Genomic DNA, 22,018 nt, shown 5'->3' with positions numbered 1-22,018 from the left:
ATGAACTGTTCGGTGTCGGTCGGGGGTGGTCAGCCGGCGAGGTCGGCGCCCAGCAGCGCCACGGCCCGTTCGGCGGCGCGCACCGCGCCGTCCGCGTCCGAGCCGGTTCCGATCACACAGCCGAGCCGGTCCTTGAAGGAGTGACTGATCGTCACGAGATCGCCCGGTGCCACGGTGTACTGGACGCCGGTGACGCCCGGTACGGCGAGGGCCGGCCCGGGGTCGGCGAGCGCGGTCACCGTGCCGCCGTGCGGCGCGGCCAGGAAGCGGATGGCCGCGTGCCCAGGCCGCGCGGCGGTGTCCGGCACCGGCTGGCCGCCCGCTCTGGCGATCGCGGCGTCCACCAGGTCCACGCCGGTCGCGTCCCGCAGGGCCACCGGGATCATCCCGCCGCCCAGCCGGGGGTTGACCTCGATGACCACCGGGCCGCGGGCCGCCATCCGCAGTTCGGTGTGGGCGGCGCCCCAGCCCAGCCCCAGGGCGGTCAGGGCACGCACCGCCTCCCGGCCCAGCGCCGCCAGGTCCGCGTCCGGGGCGCGGGCGGGCAGATCGTGGCCCATTTCCACGAAGTGCGGCAGGTCGCCCAGCCGCTTGCCCACCACCGTCACCACCGTGTCGTCGAAGGTCTCCACGGAGAACTCGGGGCCGGTCACGTACTCCTGGACCAGCACCCGGCCCGCGCCCGACGCGGGCCCGGCCAGCAGAGCGGCCGCCCACTGGCCGGCGTCCGCCGCGTCCGCGCACAGCCGCACCCCGATGGAGCCCGAGCCGGACACCGGCTTCACCACCACCGGCAGGCCGATCTCCCGCGCGGCGGCCTCGGCCCCGGCGGCGTCCCCGACCTCCCGGGCCTGCGGCACGCCCACCCCGGCCGCCGCCAGCAGCTCCCGCTGGCGGGCCTTGTCGCGGCACCGCTCGACCGCCGCCGCGTCCGGGGCGGGCAGCCCCAGGGCGGTGGCGGTGGCGGCTGCGGTGGCGATGAAGTACTCCGAGCTGGAGGTGACGCCCGCAAGACCGGCGTCGCCGGCGAGCTCCGCGCAGGCCGCGAGGACGGCCGCCGCGTCACCGGTGTCCAGGACCCGAACCTCGACACCGTCCTGGGCCAGGTACGGGTAGCGCTCCGGATCACGGGTGAGGACGACCGGTCGCATCCCCCGGTCCCGGGCGGCGGCGCAGAACCGCCGGCCGGTGCCGGTGGTGTTGCTCTCCACCAGTGCCAGCCACGGTGTCCGCGCCGTACTCAGCCGCGCCACGGCGGCCTCCAACTCGGCGTCCGCAGCACGTTCGCGCCGCCGCAGAGCGGCGCACCACGCGCCATGGGATTCCATCGCGGCCCGTGCCCGGTCGAAGGAGACGTCGAACGCGCCGGGACCACCCCCGTACCGCAGCGCCGCGACCGCCTGGGGCAGTGGCAGATCCGCGCCGGCCTCCGGCGGGACACCGGGCGGCAGTTCGAGACCGCCCAGCCCGGTGGAGCCCTGCTCCACGGCCCTGCGGACCGCGTCGCCCACCCGGTGGTGCGCGGAGCGGAACGGCACGCCGTGCGCCACCAGCCGGTTGGCCACCGTCGTCGCCGTGACGAAACCCGCGGCGGCCCGGTTCGCCATCCGCTCCGGGACAGGCCGAGCACCGCTGACCAGCGACTGGCACAGCAGGACCGCGTCGGCGGCGGCCCGCAGCCCCGGCCACATGGCGCCCACCGCCTCGGTGCCCACCTCGATGGTGTTGGTGAACGGCGCCGACTTCATCGCCCCGGCCGCCGCCGTCCACGCGCCGATGGCCAGACCCGCCTTGGCCTTCACATGTTCCAGCAGGAACGCGTTGCGCTTCTGCGGCATCGCCGAACTGCCGCCCACCAGCCGGTCCGGGAAGGTCAGGAAGCCGAACTCGGCGGTGCTCCACAGCTGGAGGTCGGCCGCCAGCCGGCTCAGCGTCACCGCCAGGCCGCTGAACGCCGCCAGCATCCGCAGCGGTACGTCCCGGGTGGCCACCGCGTCCAGCGCGTGCGGGTTCGCCCGGTCGAAGCCCAGCAGCCCGGCCACCCGCTCGGGAGCGATGGGCAGATCCGAGCCGGCCACCGCGCCCGCCCCCAGCGGTGAGACGTCCAACCCCTCGGCGGCCTGCTGCGCGGCGGTGATGTCCCGCCCCAGGGCCAGCGCCACCCCCGTCAGGTAGTGGCCGTAGGTGACCGGCATCGCCGCCTGGAAGTGCGTGTAGACCGGCATCACCACGTCGCGGTACGCGCGGGCCCGCGACAGCAGCACCGCCTCCAGGCGCACCGCGTCGGACAGCGCTTCGGCGGCCCACCCCCGCAGCTTCAGGGCCGTGGCGGTCGCCTTGAGGTCGTTGCGCGACCGGCCGGTGTGCAGCCGCCCGCCGATCTCCTCGCCGAGCACGCCCGACAGCCAGCCCTCGTACATCAGGTACACGCCGCGCGGGGCGGGCCGTTCGCGCAGCGGCGCGTAGTCCTGGGCGCGCAGCGCCGAAACGGTGCGCAGCAGCCTCGCGGCGTCGGCCCGGCCCAGGAGCCCCTGCTCGACCAGCATCACCACGTGCGCCAGGTCGATCCGCGTCGTCAGCGACATTTCGTCGCGCAGCGCGGCCGGGGTCAGCTCGCCGTAGACCAGCCGCTGGGTGCGCGCCCCGACGGTCCGGGTCAGCCGGCCGGTGGATTCCTGTCCGCTTCCGTTCCCGCTCACCGTCGCCCGCCTTCCGCCACGACGGCGGCGAGTTCCTGCCGCCGCCACGGATACCAGCTCCACTGGTCGGGTACGGCCTCACGGGGGTGCGTCACCTCGACGGGCTTGTCCGGCACGCGGCTCAGATCCAGCCCCTGCCCCGCCGTCCAGGCGTCGTCGTAGACCGTCTCCAGATACCGGTAGCCCTCGTCCGGCAGCATCACCACGCAGGTGGCCTCCGGGTTCTGCTCCGCCCACCAGCGCGCGGCCAGCAGCGCGGCCCCGCTGGTCGGGCCCTGGAACAGCGCGTGCCTGCGGTGCGCCCACCGGGTCGTCGCGTACGCCTCGGCGGCGGTCACCCAGTGCACCTCGTCCAGGATGCCGTGGTCCAGGTTGCCCGGCATCAGGCTGTTGCCCAGCCCGCGCAGCTGCCGGGGGCCGTCCTCCTGTCCGAAGAGCAGGCTGTGGTGGGTGTCCACGCCGATCGCCCGGGTGTGGGGGGTGGCGCCGCGCAGCGCCCGGACCGTGCCGCACAGCGAACCGCCGGAGCCCACCGGGCCGATGACGCAGTCCACGGTGCCCAGCGCGTCGGCCAGCCGCTCCGCCACCAGGGAGTAGGAGGCCGGGTTGTCGGGGTTCGTGTACTGCTCGGGGCAGAAGCTCTGCGGCAGGTCGGATCGCAGTTCGGCGAGCCGGTCCAGCCGGGACGCCTGGAACCCGCCGATCTCGGCGGGCTGTTCGACGATGTCCACGGTCGCGCCGAGGTCGGCCAGCCTGCGGTGCAGGTTGCGGTCGATGACCGGGTCGCTGACCAGCACCAGGTCGCGGCGGAGCAGAGCGGCCTGCATGGCCAGGGCGAGCCCGAAGGTGCCCGACGTCGTCTCCACGATGACGGTGCCCGGCTCCAGTTCGCCCCGCTCCAGGGCGCGGCGCAGGATGTACCGGGCCGGTACCAGCTTCATCAGGGTGAACACCGCGCCGTACAGGTTGCTGCCGAGCCGGACGATCCTCGGCAGCAGGGTCGCCTCGGTGATCTCCTGAAAGGGAGTGCTGTGGACTGTCATTCGCTTCCGTCTCTCAGTCGGTCATTCAGGCGTTCGCCCACCACGGCCAGGGCGGCGGGTGAGGTCATCCCCAGGTGGTCGCAGGCGACGAGGTGCTCGGTCAGCCGCCCGGTGAGGTGCGGCTGCCAGGAGGCGGTGGCGGAGCGCCCCTGGTCCAGATCGTGGGCGGCGGTGAAGAACAGCACGTCGCCCTCGACCACCCCGGGCGTGAACTCCGTGATGAGACGGGTGTTGTCCACACCGGTGTCCACCACGGCCGCCAGGGTGTCGCGGTCGGGGGCCCAGGAGGCGCCGTGCGCGGTGAGCAGGCCGAGCACGGTGTCGCGGTCAGGGGGGAGTTGCCCGGTGGCGGCCAGGTCGAGACCGAGCCGGTCGGCGAGTTCGGTCAGCACCGACTCCTCGGCCCGGGCCGGTGTGGTCGGTGGCAGGGCGGCGGCCGGGTAGGCGTCCAGCAGGGCCAGCAGCGCGACGTGTTCGCCCTGCCGCTGGAGTTCCTCGGCCACGGCGTGCGCCGCGACCCCGCCGAAGGACCACCCCAGCAGGTGGTAGGGGCCGTGCGGCTGGACGGACCGGATGCGCTCGGCGTAGTCGCGGGCGGCTTCGCGCATCGTGGCCGGCCGGGCGTGCGGCTCGGTGATGCCGCGCGACTGGAGGGCGTACAGGGGGCGGTCGGCGTCGATGTACCGGGTCAGCCCGATGTAGGACCAGCTGATGCCGATACCGGGGTGGATGCAGAACAGCGGTGCGGCCGTGCCGCCCTCGCGCAGCGGCAGCAGCACGTCCAGATCGGTGGTCGCCGTGCCGCCGGCGTCCAGACGTTCACTGAGGGACGCCACGGAGCCCGTCTCGTAGAGCGTGCGCAGATCGACGGCGAGGCCGAGGGAGGACCGGATACGACGCACGAGCTTGGCCACCAGCAGGGACTGGCCGCCGAGTTCGAAGAAGTTGTCGTGGATGCCGACCCTGGGCACCTCCAGCAGTTCCGCGAACAGCTCGCACAGCGCCTGTTCGCGGAGGGTACGGGGCCCCTGCCCGGTGCCGGACGGTCCTTCGGCGGGATCGTCGCCGCGGGCGGTGCCGGACGGCGCGGTGCCGGGGCCGATCGCCGGAAGCAGCGCCCGGCGCTCCCCGGCGGTCGGAACGGGCAGGTCGCCGACGGTGGTGTCCGCCGGATCGGCCAGCGCGTCGAGCAGCCGCCGGAACACCGCGAGCAGCCCGGTCACCGACTCGCCGGTGAACAGACCCGGCCGGTAGTCCACCCGCACGTGCAGCCGCTCGCCCGGGGTGACCAGCAGCGCGATGGGGTAGTGGGCGCCGTCCCTGACATCGATCTCGCCGAAGGACACCCCGCCGTGCCGCCGGGTGAGCGCGTCCGCGTCGAACGGGTAGTTCTCGAAGGCCAGCACGGTGTCGAACAGCGTGGGACGGTCCACCGCGCGGTGGATGTCCACCAGTCCCAGGTGGTGGTGCGGGAGCAGTGCGGACTGCTCCTCCTGGAGCCGGGCCAGGAACGCGGACACCGGCTCGGCCGGGTCCGGGGTGACGCGCACCGGGACGGTGTTGATGAACAGCCCGACGATGCTCTCCACCCCGGGCAGTTCCGGGGGACGGCCCGAGACCGTCGCGCCGAACACGACGTCCTCACGCCCGGTGAGCCCGGCCAGCAGCAGGCCCCAGGCGGCGCGTACCACCGTGTTGACCGTCACCCCGGCCGTGCGGGCGCGGGCCGTCAGGCGCGCGGTGACATCGGCCGGCAGTTCCGCGGTGATCTTGTCCGCGGGCACCGCGTCGCCCTCCGCGCCGGGCGCCACCAGCGTCGGCCCGTCCAGGCCGGACAGCGCCCGTGACCAGGCCTCCGCGGCCGCCGCCCGGTCCTGGGCGGCCAGCCAGCCGAGATAGTCCTGGTAGGGGCGCGGCCGGGGCAGGGCACCGCTGTCCCCGCCCGCCGCGTACAGCGTGAACAGTTCCTGGAGCAGCAGCGGTGTGGACCAGCCGTCCAGCAGCATGTGGTGGTTGGTCAGCACCAGGTGCCACTCCCGCTCCGCCAGCCGGATCAGGGTGAACCGGAGCAGCGGCGGGCGGGCCGGGTCGAACCGCCGGGCCCGGTCCTCGTCGAGCAGTCGCCGCAGCGCGGCGTCCCGCTCCTCCCCGTCCAGGCCGGACAGGTCGTGCTCGGCCCAGGCGGGAGAGACCGCGTCCTCGGCCAGAACGACCTGCACGGCATCGCCGTCCCGGGTCGCCGCGAACGCCGCCCGCAGCGCGGTGTGCCGGCGCAGCAGCGCGCCGGCGGCGGCGTGCAGGGCGAGGGTGTCCAGGGGCCCGCGCAGCGGCAGGTCGATCTGCACCGTGTAGACGTCCGGGCCCTGTGCGTCGTACTGGGCGTGGAAGAGCATCCCTTCCTGGAGCGGGGTGAGCGGCACCACGTCGGTGAGCGACGGGTGGCTGTCCTCCAGGTCCTCCAGGTCCCGGTCGGTGACGGTCACGAGGGGGAAGTCGGACGGAGAGTGGCCGCCGGCGCCCGGGGTGCGGGTGTGCCGCACCAGTTTCTCCAGGGCCTGGTTCCAGTAGCCGGCCAGTTCGCCTACGGCGGCCTCGGTCAGCAACGCGCCGGGCCAGGTCCACACCGACGTCAGCCGGGGCTGTCCCTCCTCGCCGTCGTGGACGAGGCAGTCCACCGTCAGCGCGTGGCCCAGGGGGCGGGCGGCGTCCCGGTTCGCGTCCCCGCCGGGTACCTGGAAGGCGGCGTCCACGGACCAGCCTGCGGACGACTCCTCGTCCCCGGCGCCGGTGACCCGGCCCAGGTAGTTGAAGCACAGCTGAGGGACCGCGCCGTCCACCAGCTCGGCGGCGGTGGCCGGGTTGAGGTGGCGCAGCAGACCGTACCCGACGCCCTTGTCCGGTACGGCGCGCAGTTGTTCCTTGACCCGTTTCAGGGCCCGGCCGAACTCCGGGTCGGCGTCCGGCAGGTGTTCCCACCCGCTCAGTGCGGGTTCCAGGTGGGCGGGGTGGAGGCTGGTGAACCAGCCGACGGTGCGCGACACATCGGCCGACTCCAGGATGTCCTGGCGGCCGTGGCCCTCCAGGTCGAGCAGCAGACCGGTGCCCCGCGCGGTGCCCCGCTCCCGCCGCCACCGCTCGGCGGCCAGGGCGAGCGCGGTGAGCAGCACCTCGTCCGGGCCGGCGTGGAAGGCGGCGGCGACCTCGGTGAGCAGCGCGCCGCCGATGCCGGCGGAGACCTCGGTGGTGAGCGAGCGGGCGGTGCCCAGCACATCGGTGGCCGGGTCGAGGGGCCGTGCGCCCAGCGGCGGGTCAGGCTGCTTCAACACCCGCTGCCAGTGCGGGAGCTCGGCCACTCGCGCGGGTTCCGCGGCGGCTTCGGCGAGTCGCCGGGACCACTGGCGGAACGACGTGGTGGCGGGCGGCGGCACGGGATCGCCGCCGGCGCGGTGGGCGGCGGCCGCGGCGATCAGGTCCTCGGCGATGATCCGCCAGGACACCCCGTCCACCACCAGGTGGTGGGCGATGAGCAGCAGCCGGCCGGGGGCGGCGGGCCCGGCGTCGCACCACACGGCGCGCAGCATGGCGCCCTCGGCGGGTGCCAGCCGCGCGTGGGCGGCGACGGCGGCCCGGTCGAGCTCGGCCCGGCCGGGTTCGCCGTCCGTGACCAGCCGTTCCAGGCAGCCGGCGGCCGGTACGGCACCGGGTTCCGGCACCTCGAACGTCCAGGCCGAGCCGGGTATCAGCCGGGCACGGAGCATGTCGTGCCGGTCCAGGACGGTTTGCAGAGCGGCCGTCACGGTGGGCCGGTCGAGGCCGGGCGGGGTGCGCAGCAGCAGCGACTGGTGGAAGCCGTCCACCGGTCCGCCGGTTTCCCGCAGCCACTCCACGATGGGGGTGGCGGGAACCGTGCCGTACGCCGCTTCGCGCGGCTCGGCCACCGGCCCCTCGACGGTGTCGGCTGCCGCGGCGAGCGCCGCGGCGGTGCCGTACCGGAACACGTCACGGGCGGAGAGCACCAGACCGCCCCGGCGGGCGCGGCTGGCCAGCTGGATGGCGAGGATGCTGTCCCCGCCGAGGTCGAAGAAGTTGTCGTCGGGGCCCACCGTGTCCAGGCGCAGCAACTCGGCGACGATCCGGCACAGAGTCTCCTCACCCGGCGACCGGGGCACGGCGGAGGACGGCCCGGCCGGGCCCGCGGCCGGCGGCTCGGGGAGCGCGCGGCGGTCCACCTTGCCGTGCGCGGTGAGGGGGAGCGCCGCCAGCGGGACCAGCGCGGCAGGCACCATGTAGTCCGGGAGCTTGGCGGCCAGAGCGGTGCGCAGTGCCGCGAGGTCGGGCTCGGTGCCCCGCTCGGGGACCACATAGCCGATGAGCCGTTTGGCGCCGGACGCGCTGTGGCGCACGGTCACGGTGGCCTGGGCGACGCCCGTCAGGGAGGTGAGGGCGGTTTCGATTTCGCCGGGTTCGATGCGGAAGCCGCGGATTTTGACTTGGTCGTCGGTGCGGCCGAGGTATTCGAGGTGGCCGTCGGTGGTGCGGCGGACGATGTCGCCGGTGCGGTACATGCGGGTGCCGTTGCCGGTGGTGTCGAAGGGGTCGGCGACGAACCGTTCGGCGGTCAGTGCCGGGCGGTCCCAGTAGCCGCGCGCCAGACCTGCCCCGGCCAGGTACAGCTCGCCGGGGACACCCGGGGGCACCGGTTGCAGCCTGCCGTCGAGAACGTACGCGGCCATCCCGTCCAGCGGCCGGCCGATGGGGACGGTCGTGGCGGGCTCGGCGGCGCGGGCGACGGGGTGCGCGGCGGCGAAGGTGGTGGTCTCGGTCGGCCCGTAGCCGTTGACGATCCGCAGGTCGGGGCAGGCCCGGTGCACCCGGTGCACGGCGGCCGGTGAGACGGCGTCGCCGCCCGTCCACAGCTCGCTCAGCAGCCGGAACGACTCCGGGGCCTCGTCCGCCAGGGCCCGGAACAGGCCGGCGGTCAGCCACATGCCGGTGACCTTGTGCCGCTCGATCAGCCGGCCGAAACTGTCCGCCTCCAGCCGGCCGGCCGGGGCGACGACGACCTGGCCGCCGTTGAGGAGCGGAACCCACAGCTCGTAGGTCGAGGCGTCGAAGCTGTGCGGGGAGTGCAGCAGGACGCGTTCGTGGGAGTTCTGCCAGCGGTGGTCGTGGGCCAGCGCGACGACATCCCGGTGCCGGACGGCCACCCCCTTGGGGCGGCCCGTCGAGCCCGAGGTGTACATGAGGTACGCGAGCTGGTCGGGGTGGATGAGCTCACCGGTGGGGGAACCGGTGCCGGGGGCCCGGTCCTCGTCCCGGGTGACGGTGAGAACGACAGCGGCGCCGTCCGGCTCCTCGTCGCGCTCGGGGTCGGTCAGCAGCAGGCGGCAGCCGGTCTCGTCCAGGAGATGGGCCCGCTGTTCCGGCGGGAGCGCCGGGTGCAGCGGCAGGTAGCAGCCACCGGCCTTCAGGATCGCCAGCAGAGCCACCACCAGCTCGGCCGAGCGGTCCATGAGGACCGCGACCGGTGTCTCGGCCGTGACGCCGTGCCGGGTCAGCCGGGCGGCCAGCGCGTCGGTGCGGGCGTCGAGTTCGGCGTAGCTCAGCCGGTGGTCACCGGCGACTACGGCGGTGGCGTCCGGGGAGCGGCGGACCTGCTCGCGGAAGTGGTGCGGCACGGAGTGCGCGGGCGCGGTGTACGGGCCGCTGGTGGTCAGCTCCTCGTACTCCCGGGGGCTGAGCAGGGGCAGCGCGCTGATCGGCGTGCCGGGGCTCTGTGCGGCGGCGGTGAGCAGCCGGGTGAACCATTGGGTGAGGTTGTGGGCGGTGGTGGGGGTGAAGAGGTCGGTGGCGTATTCGAGGGTGCCGTGGATGCCGTTGGGGGTTTCGGTGAGGTCGAGGGTGAGGTCGAATTTGGCGGTGGTGGTGGGGAGGTGGGTGGGGGTGATGGTGAGGTGGGGGAGGTGGAGTTGGGGTGGGGTGTTGTTCTGGAGGACGAGGGCGGTCTGGAAGAGGGGGTGGGTGGTGAGGGTGCGGGTGGGGTTGAGGTGTTCGACGAGTTTTTCGAAGGGGAGGTCTTGGTGGGCGTAGGCGGCGAGGTCGGTGTCGCGGACGCGGTGGAGGAGGGTGGTGAAGGTGGGGTCGTTGGAGGTGTCGGTGCGTAGGACGAGGGTGTTGACGAAGAAGCCGATGAGGTTGTCGAGTCCTTCGTCGGTGCGTCCGGCGATGGGGGAGCCGATGGGGATGTCGGTGCCGGCGCCGAGTCGGGTGAGGAGGGTGGCGAGTCCTGCTTGGAGGACCATGTAGAGGGTGGCGCCGTTGTCGCGGGCGAGTTGGTTGAGTTGGGTGTGGAGTTGGGGGGTGAGGGTGATGGGGGTGGTGGCGCCTCGGTAGGTGGCTTGGGTGGGGCGGGGGTGGTCGTGGGGGAGTGGGGTGTGTTCGGGGAGGCCGGTGAGGGTTTTCTCCCAGTAGGTGAGTTGTTCGGCGGCGAGGCTGGTGGGGTCGTTGGTGTCACCGAGGAGTTCGCGTTGCCACAGGGTGTAGTCGGCGTACTGGACGGGGAGGGGTTCCCAGTCGGGTTCCGTGTGCTGGGTGCGGGCGGTGTAGGCGGTGGCCAGATCCCGCGCCAACGGCGCCAACGACCACCCGTCACTGACGATGTGATGCATGAGCACCAGCAGGGTGTGGTCGTCCGGGCCGCCACGGAAGAGGTGGGCCCGCAGGGGAAGTTCGGAGGCGAGAGCGAACGGGGTACGGGCCCGCTCGTCCACCGCCGCGAGCTGCTCGTCGTACGGGCGGCCGGCGACGTCGGTCACCTCCAGTGCGATGTCGACCCGGTCGGCCGGAACGATGCGCTGGTGGGGGATGTCGTCCTTGGTCGGGAAGAGGGTGCGCAGACTCTCGTGCCGGCCCACCACGTCGTGCAGCGCGGTGCGCAGCGCGGCGGTGTCCAGGTCGCCGCGCAGCCGCAGGACCAGCGGCACGTTGTAGGTGGCGGTCGGCCCCTCAACCTGGTCGATCAGCCAGAGCCGGTGCTGGGCGTGGGACAGGGGGATCATGATTCGTCCATCTCCGGGCGGCGCATGGGCCGCAGTGCGGGACGGACCCGCGTGGTGCTGCGGGCCCAGAGGTCGGCGGCGGCAATCGTGGGTTGCTGGAAGAACGCCCGCAGATCGGCCTCCACCTGGAGTTCGGTGCGGATGCGGCTGATGAGGCGGGTGGCGAGGAGGGAGTGGCCGCCGAGGTCGAAGAAGTTGTCGTCGATGCCGACTTCTTCGGTGCCCAGGATGTCGGCGAACAGCCGGCACAGGGTCTCCTCGCGCGGGGTGCGCGGCGCCCGGATGACCCGGGGGGTCCGGTCGGTGCCGGGGGCGGGGAGTGCCTTGCGGTCGAGTTTGCCGTTGGGGGTGAGGGGCAGTGCGTCGAGGGTGACGAAGGCGGCGGGCATCATGTGGTCCGGCAGTACGGCGGCCAGCGACGCCTTCAGCCGGTGCGGCTGCGGAGCGCTCCCGGCCGAGGGAACCAGGTAGGCGGTGATGCGGGGGTCGCCCGGCCGGTCTTCCCGCACGATGACGGCGGCGTGGGCGATGCCGTCGGTCCGGGCGAGGGCGGTTTCGATTTCGCCGGGTTCGATGCGGAAGCCGCGGATTTTGACTTGGTCGTCGGTGCGGCCGAGGTATTCGAGGTGGCCGTCGGTGGTGCGGCGGACGATGTCGCCGGTGCGGTACATGCGGGCGCCGCTGCCGGTGGTGTCGAAGGGGTCGGCGACGAACCGTTCGGCGGTCAGCGCCGGGCGGTCCCAGTAGCCGCGCGCGAGTTGCGCGCCGGTCAGGTACAGCTCGCCGGGGACACCCGGTGGCACCGGTTGCAGCCAGGCGTCCAGGACACGCAGGCCGGTGTTCCAGACAGGGCCGCCGATGGGGACGGCGGGGCCGGTCTCTTTGGGGTCGCAGGTGTGGGCGGTGACGTCGACGGATGCCTCGGTGGGTCCGTAGAGGTTGTGGAGTTCGGTGTCCGGGAGGGTGCGGAAGAACCGGTCGCGGGCGTCGCCGGAGAGGGCTTCGCCGCTGCACAGCACGCGTCGCAGGCCGGTGCAGTCCGCGGCGGCCGGGTCGGCGAGGAAGGCCTGGAGCATGGACGGCACGAAATGCACCGTCGTGACACCCGCACGGCGCACGAGTTCGGCGATGTGCTGGGGGTCGCCCTGGCCGCCGGGGCGGGCGAGGACCAGCCGGGCGCCGGTGATCAGCGGCCAGAAGAACTCCCACACCGACACGTCGAAACTGGCCGAGGTTTTCTGGAGCACCCCTTCGCCGGGGGTGAGGCGGTAGTGGTCCTGCATCCACAGCAGCCGGTTGACGATCCCCGCGTGCGGGGCCACCACCCCCTTGGGACGGCCCGTCGAGCCCGAGGTGTAAATGACATATGCCGGATGCTCCGGACGCACCGCGACAGCGGCCAACGGGCCCGGAGCCGCCTCCACGGTGTCGAGCGTGATGATCGGAGCGGAGCACTCCGGGACCATCGTCGACGACGCCGTCACGATGGCGGTGGGGCGGGCGTCGTCGAGCATGTACCGGATGCGGTCGGCCGGGTAGTCCGGGTCGATCGGAAGATAGGCGCCGCCTGCTTTGTGCACGGCGAGCAGTGCGATCACCAGGTTGCTGGAGCGGGGCAGGAGCACCGCGACGAACGATTCCGGTCCGACGCCGGTGTCCACCAGGACCCGGGCCAGCGAGGCGGCCCGCGTCTCGAGTTCGGCGTAGGTCAGCGACGACCCGTCGCCGTCGTCCACCACCGCGATCGCCTCCGGCGTCCGCGCCACCTGCTCCGCGAACAACTCCGGCAACGTCACCGCCGGGACCCGGTGTGGATGGTCGTCCGTGTACTGCTCGCCCTCCTGCTGGAAGTCCAGGGTGTGCAGTCGCGCGTCCGGATTCGCAGCCGCCGAGGCCAGGATCCGGGTGAACCATTGGGTGAGGTTGTGGGCGGTGGTGGGGGTGAAGAGGTCGGTGGCGTATTCGAGGGTGCCGTGGATGCCGTTGGGGGTTTCGGTGAGGTCGAGGGTGAGGTCGAATTTGGCGGTGGTGGTGGGGAGGTGGGTGGGGGTGATGGTGAGGTGGGGGAGGTGGAGTTGGGGTGGGGTGTTGTTCTGGAGGACGAGGGCGGTCTGGAAGAGGGGGTGGGTGGTGAGGGTGCGGGTGGGGTTGAGGTGTTCGACGAGTTTTTCGAAGGGGAGGTCTTGGTGGGCGTAGGCGGCGAGGTCGGTGTCGCGGACGCGGTGGAGGAGGGTGGTGAAGGTGGGGTCGTTGGAGGTGTCGGTGCGTAGGACGAGGGTGTTGACGAAGAAGCCGATGAGGTTGTCGAGTCCTTCGTCGGTGCGTCCGGCGATGGGGGAGCCGATGGGGATGTCGGTGCCGGCGCCGAGTCGGGTGAGGAGGGTGGCGAGTCCTGCTTGGAGGACCATGTAGAGGGTGGCGCCGTTGTCGCGGGCGAGTTGGTTGAGTTGGGTGTGGAGTTGGGGGGTGAGGGTGATGGGGGTGGTGGCGCCTCGGTAGGTGGCTTGGGTGGGGCGGGGGTGGTCGTGGGGGAGTGGGGTGTGTTCGGGGAGGCCGGTGAGGGTTTTCTCCCAGTAGGTGAGTTGTTCGGCGGCGAGGCTGGTGGGGTCGTTGGTGTCGCCGAGGAGTTCGCGTTGCCACAGGGTGTAGTCGGCGTACTGGACGGGGAGGGGTTCCCAGTCGGGTTCCGTGTGCTGGGTGCGGGCGGTGTAGGCGGTGGCCAGATCCCGCGCCAACGGCGCCAACGACCACCCATCACTCACCAGATGATGGACGACGACAAGCAGCACATGCTCCTGCTCCGACTCCTCGAACAGCGTGATGCGCAGCGGCAGTTCGGTGGCGATGCGGAAGCCCTTGGCGGTCTCCGTCGCCATCTCCCGCTCCAGTCCGTCCGGTGAGGTGACCACCGTCCGCAGCGGCACGGGGAGTTCATCCACTCCCAGCACGTGTTGCACCGGCCCGCCGTCGCTCACCCGGAACACCGTCCGCAGGCTCTCGTGCCTGGCCAGCACGTCCATGGCGGCTCGCTGAATCGCCGTCATGTCCAGTGGTCCGGAGAGACGCAGTGCGAAGGAGAGGTTGTAGGTCGCGCTCGGCCCTTCCAACTGGTCCAGGAACCACAGTCGCGTCTGGCCGAACGCCAGCGGGACATCACCGGTGCGCGGCGCACGCGTCAGCACCGGCCGGTGTCGGTCGTCGGCGCCGCAGCGCGCGGCCAGCAGCGCGGGGGTGGGCGCCTCGAAGACGGTCCGGATGTCGAGATCCACGTCCAGTTCGGTGCGGATGCGGCTGGTCAGGCGGGTGGCGAGGAGGGAATGGCCGCCGAGGTCGAAGAAGTTGTCGTCGATGCCGACTTCTTCGATGCCCAGGATGTCGGCGAACAGCCGGCACAGGGTCTCCTCGCGCGGGCTGCGCGGCGCCCTGGCGGGCGAACGTGCCTGATCGAGACCGGGGGCGGGGAGTGCCTTGCGGTCCAGTTTGCCGTTGGGGGTGAGAGGCAGTGCGTCGAGGGTGACGAAGGCGGCGGGCACCATGTGGTCCGGCAGCAGGGTGGACACAGCCGCGCGGACCCGCGCCGTTTCCAGGACAGCGTTGTTCTTCGGTATCAGGTAGGCGGTGATGCGGGGGTCGCCCGGCCGGTCTTCCCGCACGATGACGGCGGCGTGGGCGATGCCGTCGGTCCGGGCGAGGGCGGTTTCGATTTCGCCGGGTTCGATGCGGAAGCCGCGGATTTTGACTTGGTCGTCGGTGCGGCCGAGGTATTCGAGGTGGCCGTCGGTGGTGCGGCGGACGATGTCGCCGGTGCGGTACATGCGGGCGCCGCTGCCGGTGGTGTCGAAGGGGTCGGCGACGAACCGTTCGGCGGTCAGCGCCGGGCGGTCCCAGTACCCCCTGGCCAACTGGATCCCCGAGAGATACAACTCCCCCGGTACCCCGGGCGCGACCGGCCGGAGCCAGGTGTCGAGGATGTGCAGGCCGGTGTTGCGGACGGGTTCGCCGATGGGGACGGCGGGGCCGGTCTCTTTGGGGTCGCAGGTGTGGGCGGTGACGTCGACGGATGCCTCGGTGGGTCCGTAGAGGTTGTGGAGTTCGGTGTCCGGGAGGGTGCGGAAGAACCGGTCGCGGGCGTCGCCGGAAAGGGCTTCGCCGCTGCACAGCACGCGTCGCAGGCCGGTGCAGTCCGCGGCGGCCGGGTCGGCGAGGAACGCCTGGAGCATGGACGGCACGAAATGCACCGTCGTGACACCCGCACGGCCGATGACATCAGCGACATATCCCGGTTCCCGCTGGCCGCCGGGGCGGGCGAGGACCAGTCGGGCGCCGGTGATCAGTGGCCAGAAGAACTCCCACACCGACACGTCGAAACTGGCCGAGGTTTTCTGGAGCACGCCCTCGCCCACCGTCAGGCCGTAGTGGTCCTGCATCCACAGCAGCCGGTTGACGATCCCCGCGTGCGGGACCACCACCCCCTTGGGACGGCCGGTGGAACCCGAGGTGTAGATGACATACGCCGGATGCTCCGGACGTACCGTCACCGGTGATGCCGGCCCCGGCGCGGGCCTCGGCGCGTCGATGAGCACCGTGTGCACCGGCCCCTCGGGCACGGCCACGGAGGATGCCGTCACGAGGGCGGTGGGGCGGGCGTCGTCGAGCATGTACCGGATGCGGTCGGCCGGGTAGTCCGGGTCGATCGGAAGATACGCGCCGCCGGCCTTGTGCACGGCGAGCAACGCGGTCACCAGGTTGCTGGAGCGGGGCAGGAGCACCGCGACGAACGATTCCGGTCCGACGCCAGCGTCCACCAGGACCCGGGCCAGCGAGGCGGCCCGCGTGTCGAGTTCGGCGTAGGTCAGCGACGATCCGTCGCCGTCGTCCACCACCGCGATCGCCTCCGGCGTCCGCGCCACCTGCTCCGCGAACAACTCCGGCAACGTCACCGCCGGCGGTTCCCGCCGTTCCCCGTGAACGGGGCCGGTCGAGTCGCCCGTGAACGTGCCCGCGTCCCAGTCCCGGACCAGTACCTCCCCGGCCCGGCCGGTGAGGCGGTCCAGCATCCGCATCAGCGCGTCGGCCACCGCGCGCGCGGTGACGGCCGGTACCACCTCCGGGCGGTGGTCCAGGTGCAGGTCGAGTCCGTCGCCGGTGGGCAACGCCACCAGCCGCAGCGGGTAGTGCGCGCCGTCGTGCGCCCGGACGTCCCGCAGCGTCAGGCCCGTCGCCAGCTTGTCGAACTCCGCCCGGTCGAAGGGGTAGTTCTGCATCAGCACGACGGTGTCGAACAGGGCGGCATGGCCGGTCGCCCGGTGGATGTCGACCAGCCCCAGGTGGTCGTGGGCCAGCAGAGCGGTCTGTTCGGCCTGCGTGCGGCGCAGCAACTCTCGCACCGGCTCGGCCGGATCGAGGGTGATCCGCACCGGCACGGTGTTGATGAACAGCCCGACGATGCTCTCGACACCGGGCAGTTCCGGTGGCCTGCCGGAGACGGTGGCGCCGAGGACGACATCGGTGCGGCCGGTCAGCCGCGCGAGAGCCATCCCCCAGGCGGCCCGCACCACGGTGCTGACGGTCACCCCGGCACCCCGGGCCCAGCCGGTGAGCCGGTTCAGCCGTTCCGTGTCCAGCGAGACGGTGAGCCGCTGGGGCGTGCCCGGTGTCCCGGTCCCTTCGGGTGGAGCCAGCAGGGTGGGTCCGTCCAGTCCGGCGAAGACATCCCGCCAGGCGGTCTCGGCGGCGGCGCTGTCCCGGGTGCTCAGCCATCCGAGATGGTCCCGGTACTGTCCGGCGGGCGGTGGCAGGACATCCCCGGATCCGCCCGCGTTCCGGTCCGCGTACTCCCGGAACAACTCGCCCAGCAGCACCGGCATGGACCAGCCGTCGAGCAGGATGTGATGGTTCATCAGGGCGAACCGGTAGCGCCGGGGAGCGACACGGACCAGGGCGAAACGGATCAGGGGGGCGCGGCCGAGGTCGTAGCCGACGGCGCGTTCCTTCGCGAGGAACTCCTCCAGTGCCGCGTGCCGTTCCTCCTCGGCGAGCGGCAGCAGGTCGAGCCGGGTGAACCGCAGGGGTATCTCCCGTTGCACGACCTGCACCGGCTCACCGCTGGCCCGCTGCCGGAAGACGGCGCGCAGGGCGCTGTGCCGGTTCAGTACGGCGCGGGCCGCCTCACCGAGGGCCCGGACGTTCAGCGGGCCTTCCAGATCCAGGACGTACTGCACGCCGTAGGCGTCCGGCGCCCCGCGGTCGAAACCGGCGTGGAAGTACAGCCCTTGCTGGAAGGGCGACAGCGGCAGGATCTCCTCGACGTTGCTGCTCGCGCTCATGCCCGCCACTCCTCGATCCCGTTGAAGCTGTCGAAGTCGTCGAAGTCGTCGTCGAAGCTGTCCCGTTCGCCGCCCGGGGGGTGCGCGGTACCGGCCTCGATCTCGTCGATCTCCTCCTGGCTGAGTTCGACGAGCGCCATGTCCGAGGGCGTGTGCCCGCCCGCCCCGTCCTCCTCGGCGTGTGCGGCGAGTGCCGACAGAAGGCGCTGCCAGTCCTGGGCCAGCAGCCGTACCTCGTCGGTGGTCAGCAGGCCGCCGGCCCACTGCCAGCGGGCGAACAGCCGGCCGCTGCCGGGGCCTTCGCGTTCCTCGCCGAGGTGGACATCGATCTCCAGGGCGTGCGCCAGCTGCATGGCGTCGTCCGCCCCGCCGCTCAGCGCCCCGTCGGAGGTGTCCAGCGACCAGTCGCCCAGGTTCCCCGGTCGGTTGGTCCGGCCCAGGTAGTTGAAGCCGATCTGCGGGACGGCGCCCTCCGCCAGTGCGGCGCGCGTCGTGGGGTTGAGGTGGCGCAGCAGGCCGTAGCCGATGCCTTGATCGGGGATGGCCGCCAGTTCCTCCTTGACGCGTTTGAGGGCCGCGCCGAGCGCGGTGCCCTCGCGTGCGGGGCGGCCCGTGTCCGGGTCCGTGCCCGGCAGGGCCACCGGGTGGATGCTGGTGAACCAGCCGACGGTCCGGGTCAGGTCCGCGCCGGGCACGATGTCCGCCCGGCCGTGGCCCTCCAGGTCGATGAGGACCGGGCCGGCCGCCCCGGCCCCGCTGCGGGTGCGGTGCTGCTCGACGGCGAGGGCCAGCGCCGTCAGCAGTACCTCGTCGACTCCGGTGTGGAAGACGGCGGGTACCCGGGTGAGTACGGCGGCGCTGACGTCCGCGGGCAGCACCACGGTGATGTCCCTGGCGGTGGCGCGGGTGTCGACGGCCGGGTCGAGGGCGCGGCTGCCCAGCGGGGGTTCGGTGTGCCCGCCGATGCGCTGCCACAGGGGGAGTTCGGCGGTGGCACGGTCGGGGTCGACGGCTGCGCGGGCCAGTTGCCGGGCCCAGTGCCGGAAGGACGTGCCGGTGGCGGGCAGTTCCGGCACGCCACCGGTGCGGGCGGTGGCGTAACAGGCGGCGAGGTCGGGCAGCAGGACACGCCAGGAGACGCCGTCCACCACCAGGTGGTGGACGACGAGCAGGAGCCGTCCGGGCAGCTGCGGCCCCGCGTCGAGCCACACCGCCTGGAGCATGAGCCCGTTACCCGGGGACAGCCGGCCCGCGGCCGCGGCACGCTCCTGTCCGGTCGCCCGCTCCAGGCCGCCTTCCGGTTCCCCGCTCACGTCCCGGTGGTGCAGCAGCAGGCCGGGCTCGGGCCGTTCCCCGGCCGGGGGGACGGTGAGAGTGCCGTCCGGCCGCGCGTGGGCGCGCAGCAGGGGGTGGTGGGCGAGCAGAGCGTCCAGCGCCGTCCTCAGGGCGGCCGGGTCGAGGCCGCCGGGAACCCGGAGCAGCACCGACTGGTGGTAGCGGTCCTTCGGTCCTTCGAGACCGGCCAGCCAGGCGGCGACGGGGGTGAGGGGGATGTCGCCCTGCTCCGTCCCTTCCGGTTCGGCCGCTCCGGCCGACTCGGGGCCGGCCGCCGTGGCGACCGACGCCAGAGCGCGTACGGTGCGGTGCTGGAAGATGTCGCGGGCGGTGAGGCGGAGCCCCACGCGGTGGGCGCGGCTGATGAGCTGGATGGAGACGATGCTGTCGCCGCCCAGGTCGAAGAAACTGTCGTCGATGCCGACGTCGGGGAGCCCCAGGACCTCGGCGAAGGCCTCGCACAGCGCCCGTTCCGTGGCGGTACGCGGCTGGGTGCCGGTGGTGGACGTCGCGAAGTCGGGGGCGGGCAGGGCCTTGCGGTCGACCTTGCCGTTGGTGTTGAGGGGGAACGCCTCCAGCCGGACGAGAGCGGCCGGCACCATGTAGTCGGGTACGGCGTCGGCGACGGCCTCGCGTACCTTCTCCGGTGCGATGTCGCCGATCACGTAGCCAATCAGCCGCTGCACGTTCCCGGCGCGGTGGACGGCCGCCACGGCGTCGAGCACGCCGTCCACCGTGCGCAGGGCGGCCTCGACCTCGCCCAGTTCGATCCGGTTGCCACGGATCTTCACCTGGTGGTCGTTGCGGCCCAGGAAATCGAGCTGCCCGTCGGGCCGCCAGCGGGCCCGGTCGCCGGTGCGGTACATGCGGGCGCCGGGAGCGGCGGAGAACGGGTCGGGCACATAGCGTTCTGCGGTCCGGCGGGGATCAGCGAGGTAGCCGCGTCCCACACCGGTACCGGCGATGAACAGGTCGCCCGGCACGCCGACCGGAACCGGGCGCAGGTCCCGGTCGAGGATGTGGAACTGGTTGTTGCGCAGCGGGCGTCCGACCGGGAGCCGGGTGTCGGCGCGCACGTCACCGGCCGTGATGAAGGCGTGCGCGTTGTCGTCCGAGCATTCGGTGAGGCCGTAGGCGTTGATGATGGCCGCGTCCGGATAGCGGGCGTACCAGCGCCGGCACAGGGCGGGCGGCAACACCTCACCGTTGACGATGAAGCGCCGCAGCCGGGGCAGCGGCGCCGCCGGTACGCCGGCGTCCCACGCGTCGAGGGCGGCGCGGACCTGGGAGGGCACCACCTCCAGCACGGTGACTCCGGTCCTGGCGACGCCTTCGAAGAGCGCCAGCGCGTCCTGCCCGGCGTCGTCGTCGATGACCTGGGTCGTGCCGCCGGTGAGCAGGGCGGCGAGCATCTGCCAGATCGACACGTCGAAGGTGAGGGGCGCGTTGAGCGCGACCCGGGACCCGGCGGTCAGTTCCAGGTCCTCGACCTTGGCCAGCAGATGGTTGACCATGCCGCGCTGGTGGACCATCGCGCCCTTGGGCTTTCCGGTGGAGCCGGAGGTGAAGATGGCGTAGGCCAGGCCCAGCGCGGTCGCCGCCGGGTCCCGCTCGGGCGCCGGGTCGGTGTCGGGCTGCTGCTCCAGCCGCCGCCGGACGGCGTCGTCGTCGAGGGCGAGCCAGCCCCCCGGGACGGAACCGGTGTGCTCTGCCATCCGCGCGGTGTCCCGGGAGAGTCCCACGACGAGTTCGGGACCGACGGTGCCGATCACTCCGGCGACGCGGTCGGCGGGGTGCGCGGGGTCCACCGGGACGTACACGGCGCGGGCCTTGAGCACGGCCAGCAGTGTCAGGACCGCCTCGGCCGAGCGCGGCACGGCGGACACCACGTGGCTGCCCGGGGACACACCGCGGGCCGCCAGGAGGTGGGCGAGCCGGTTGGCACGGGCGTTGAGTTCGGCGTAGCTCCACTCGCGCCGGCCGCAGGCCACCGCGGTGCGGTGCGGGGTGATGCCGGCCTGGCGGGAGAACAGCGTGGGGAAGGTGGCTTCGGGTGTGGCGGCCGCGGTGGCGTTCCACCCCTGGATGACCAGGCCTTCCTTCTCGTCCATCAGGTCGGGCGCCCGCAGTTGGCGGTCGGGGTTCTCCGCCAGGCGGGTGAGGAGCCGTGCGAAGCGGGCGCGGTGGCCGGCGAGGTCGTCCGCGTCGAATCGCTGGGCGTCGGCGTCGGCGTCCACCCGGATCGTGCCGCTGTCGGCTCGTCCGTACAGCGAGAAGGCCAGTTCCTCGGTGTTGGGGTTGGTCAGGTTGTGGAAGCTCGCGGTGCAGCCGGTGATGTCCAGGGCGTCGTCGAAGGCCATCACGTTGATCTCGGAGCTGAAGAGCCGTTCCTCGGATTCGAGCATCCCGAGATCACGGCGCAGATCCTCGTAGCGGTAGCGCTGGTGGACCAGGGCCTGCCGGGTGCGGGCCGTGACCTCCTGGAGCAGGTCGGGGAAGGTGGTGTCCCTCCGCAGCCGCAGGCGCAGCGGGACGATGTTGGACAGCATCGCCGCCGCGCTGCGCTGGATCCGGCCCGCGCGGGCGGTGACGGGCAGTCCGAGGACGAGGTCGTCCGCGCCCGACATCCGGTGCAGATAGGCGGCCGCGGCCGCGATGGCCAGCCCGCTCCAGGTGGTGCGCAGCCGGCGGGACGTGGAGCGCAGGAGGGCGCCGGCCGGTTCCGGGAGGGTGCCGGAGTCGCGCAGGGCGCGGTCGGGGACCGGGAGCTGCTGGTGGGAGAGGCTGAAGGGTTCGGGCCGGTCCGCCAACTGCCCCACCCAGTAGTCGCGGTCGGTGGCGAAGCGGCCGGAGGAGCGGTAGGCCTCCTCCTCCGCGTGGAGTGCGTCGATGCCGGGAAACGGTGTCGGCGCACTCGGTTGCCCGGCGATCGCGTCGTTGTAGAGGCGGCAGGCGCGGTGGGCGACGAGCGGTCCGGCGAATCCGTCGACGACGCTGTGGTGCGCCCCTTGGTACCAGAGGTAGTGGTCCGGGCCGGTCTTGAGGAGGGCTATGTCCAGGAGGAGGGGGGCGAGGAGGTCGACCGGTCGGGCCGCGAGTTCGCTCATCCACCGGTGGGCGGCGGCCACCGGGTCCTGGCGGTCGCAGAAATCGACGAACGACGGGCTCCAGTCGAGGGTGTCCGGTACGTACTGCCGTACCCCCTGCGGCGTTTCACGGAAGCGGACGCGCAGTGTCTCGGCTTCCTCGATGGCCCGGCGCAGAGCGTGCAGGAACCGGTGTGTGTCGAGCGGGCCGCGGATCTCCGCGTACTGGGCGATGTTGAAGACCCGGGAAGGTGGGGCGATGCGCTGCGCGAACCACATGCCGGCCTGTGCGGCGCGCAGAGGGTGGCCCTGGTCGTGGCTGGTGCGCCGGTCAACCGATTCCATGATCGCGATTACCTACCCCGTGAATGTGTGCTCATGCAAAGGTGGCCTGGCATGTGCCCCCTGGTGAAAGGGCAGCCGGAAGGCATGTCACCGCCCCGGCGCGAGCCGGATGTGTCATCTGACCCG

General features: G+C 72.7%; 5 protein-coding genes. All 5 read right to left on the bottom strand.

Annotated elements, in window-relative coordinates:
* Positions 1-29: 29 nt before the first annotated feature.
* From argH to H7827_RS01205, 5 genes are read right to left on the bottom strand one after another with little or no spacing between them, the layout of a single operon-like run.
* Positions 30-2,699: an argininosuccinate lyase gene (argH, locus tag H7827_RS01225; RefSeq protein ID WP_432741901.1), complete on the bottom strand. Its 2,670-nt coding sequence runs from the start codon at positions 2,697-2,699 to the stop codon at positions 30-32.
* Positions 2,696-3,742, bottom strand: a complete 1,047-nt coding sequence (locus tag H7827_RS01220) for a pyridoxal-phosphate dependent enzyme (protein ID WP_432741899.1) — start codon at positions 3,740-3,742, stop codon at positions 2,696-2,698. The genes argH and H7827_RS01220 overlap by 4 nt, the downstream gene beginning before the upstream one ends.
* Entirely contained in the window at positions 3,739-10,800 is a 7,062-nt protein-coding gene (locus tag H7827_RS01215) for an amino acid adenylation domain-containing protein (RefSeq protein ID WP_432741897.1), read from the bottom strand. Before H7827_RS01215 ends, H7827_RS01220 begins: the two co-directional genes overlap by 4 nt.
* Positions 10,797-17,126, bottom strand: coding sequence for an amino acid adenylation domain-containing protein (locus H7827_RS01210; protein WP_432741895.1), 6,330 nt, complete (start codon positions 17,124-17,126; stop codon positions 10,797-10,799). Before H7827_RS01210 ends, H7827_RS01215 begins: the two co-directional genes overlap by 4 nt.
* On the bottom strand, positions 17,123-21,892 hold the full coding sequence (locus H7827_RS01205) for an amino acid adenylation domain-containing protein (protein WP_432741893.1): 4,770 nt from the start codon (positions 21,890-21,892) through the stop codon (positions 17,123-17,125). The genes H7827_RS01210 and H7827_RS01205 overlap by 4 nt, the downstream gene beginning before the upstream one ends.
* Positions 21,893-22,018: the final 126 nt, after the last annotated feature.

Source organism: Streptomyces sp. JH002 (assembly GCF_050916115.1).
In the GTDB taxonomy this organism is placed as follows: domain Bacteria; phylum Actinomycetota; class Actinomycetes; order Streptomycetales; family Streptomycetaceae; genus Streptomyces; species Streptomyces xiamenensis.
Note: the sequence above shows the minus strand (reverse complement) of the source record. Positions and strands in the feature narration are given on the sequence as shown.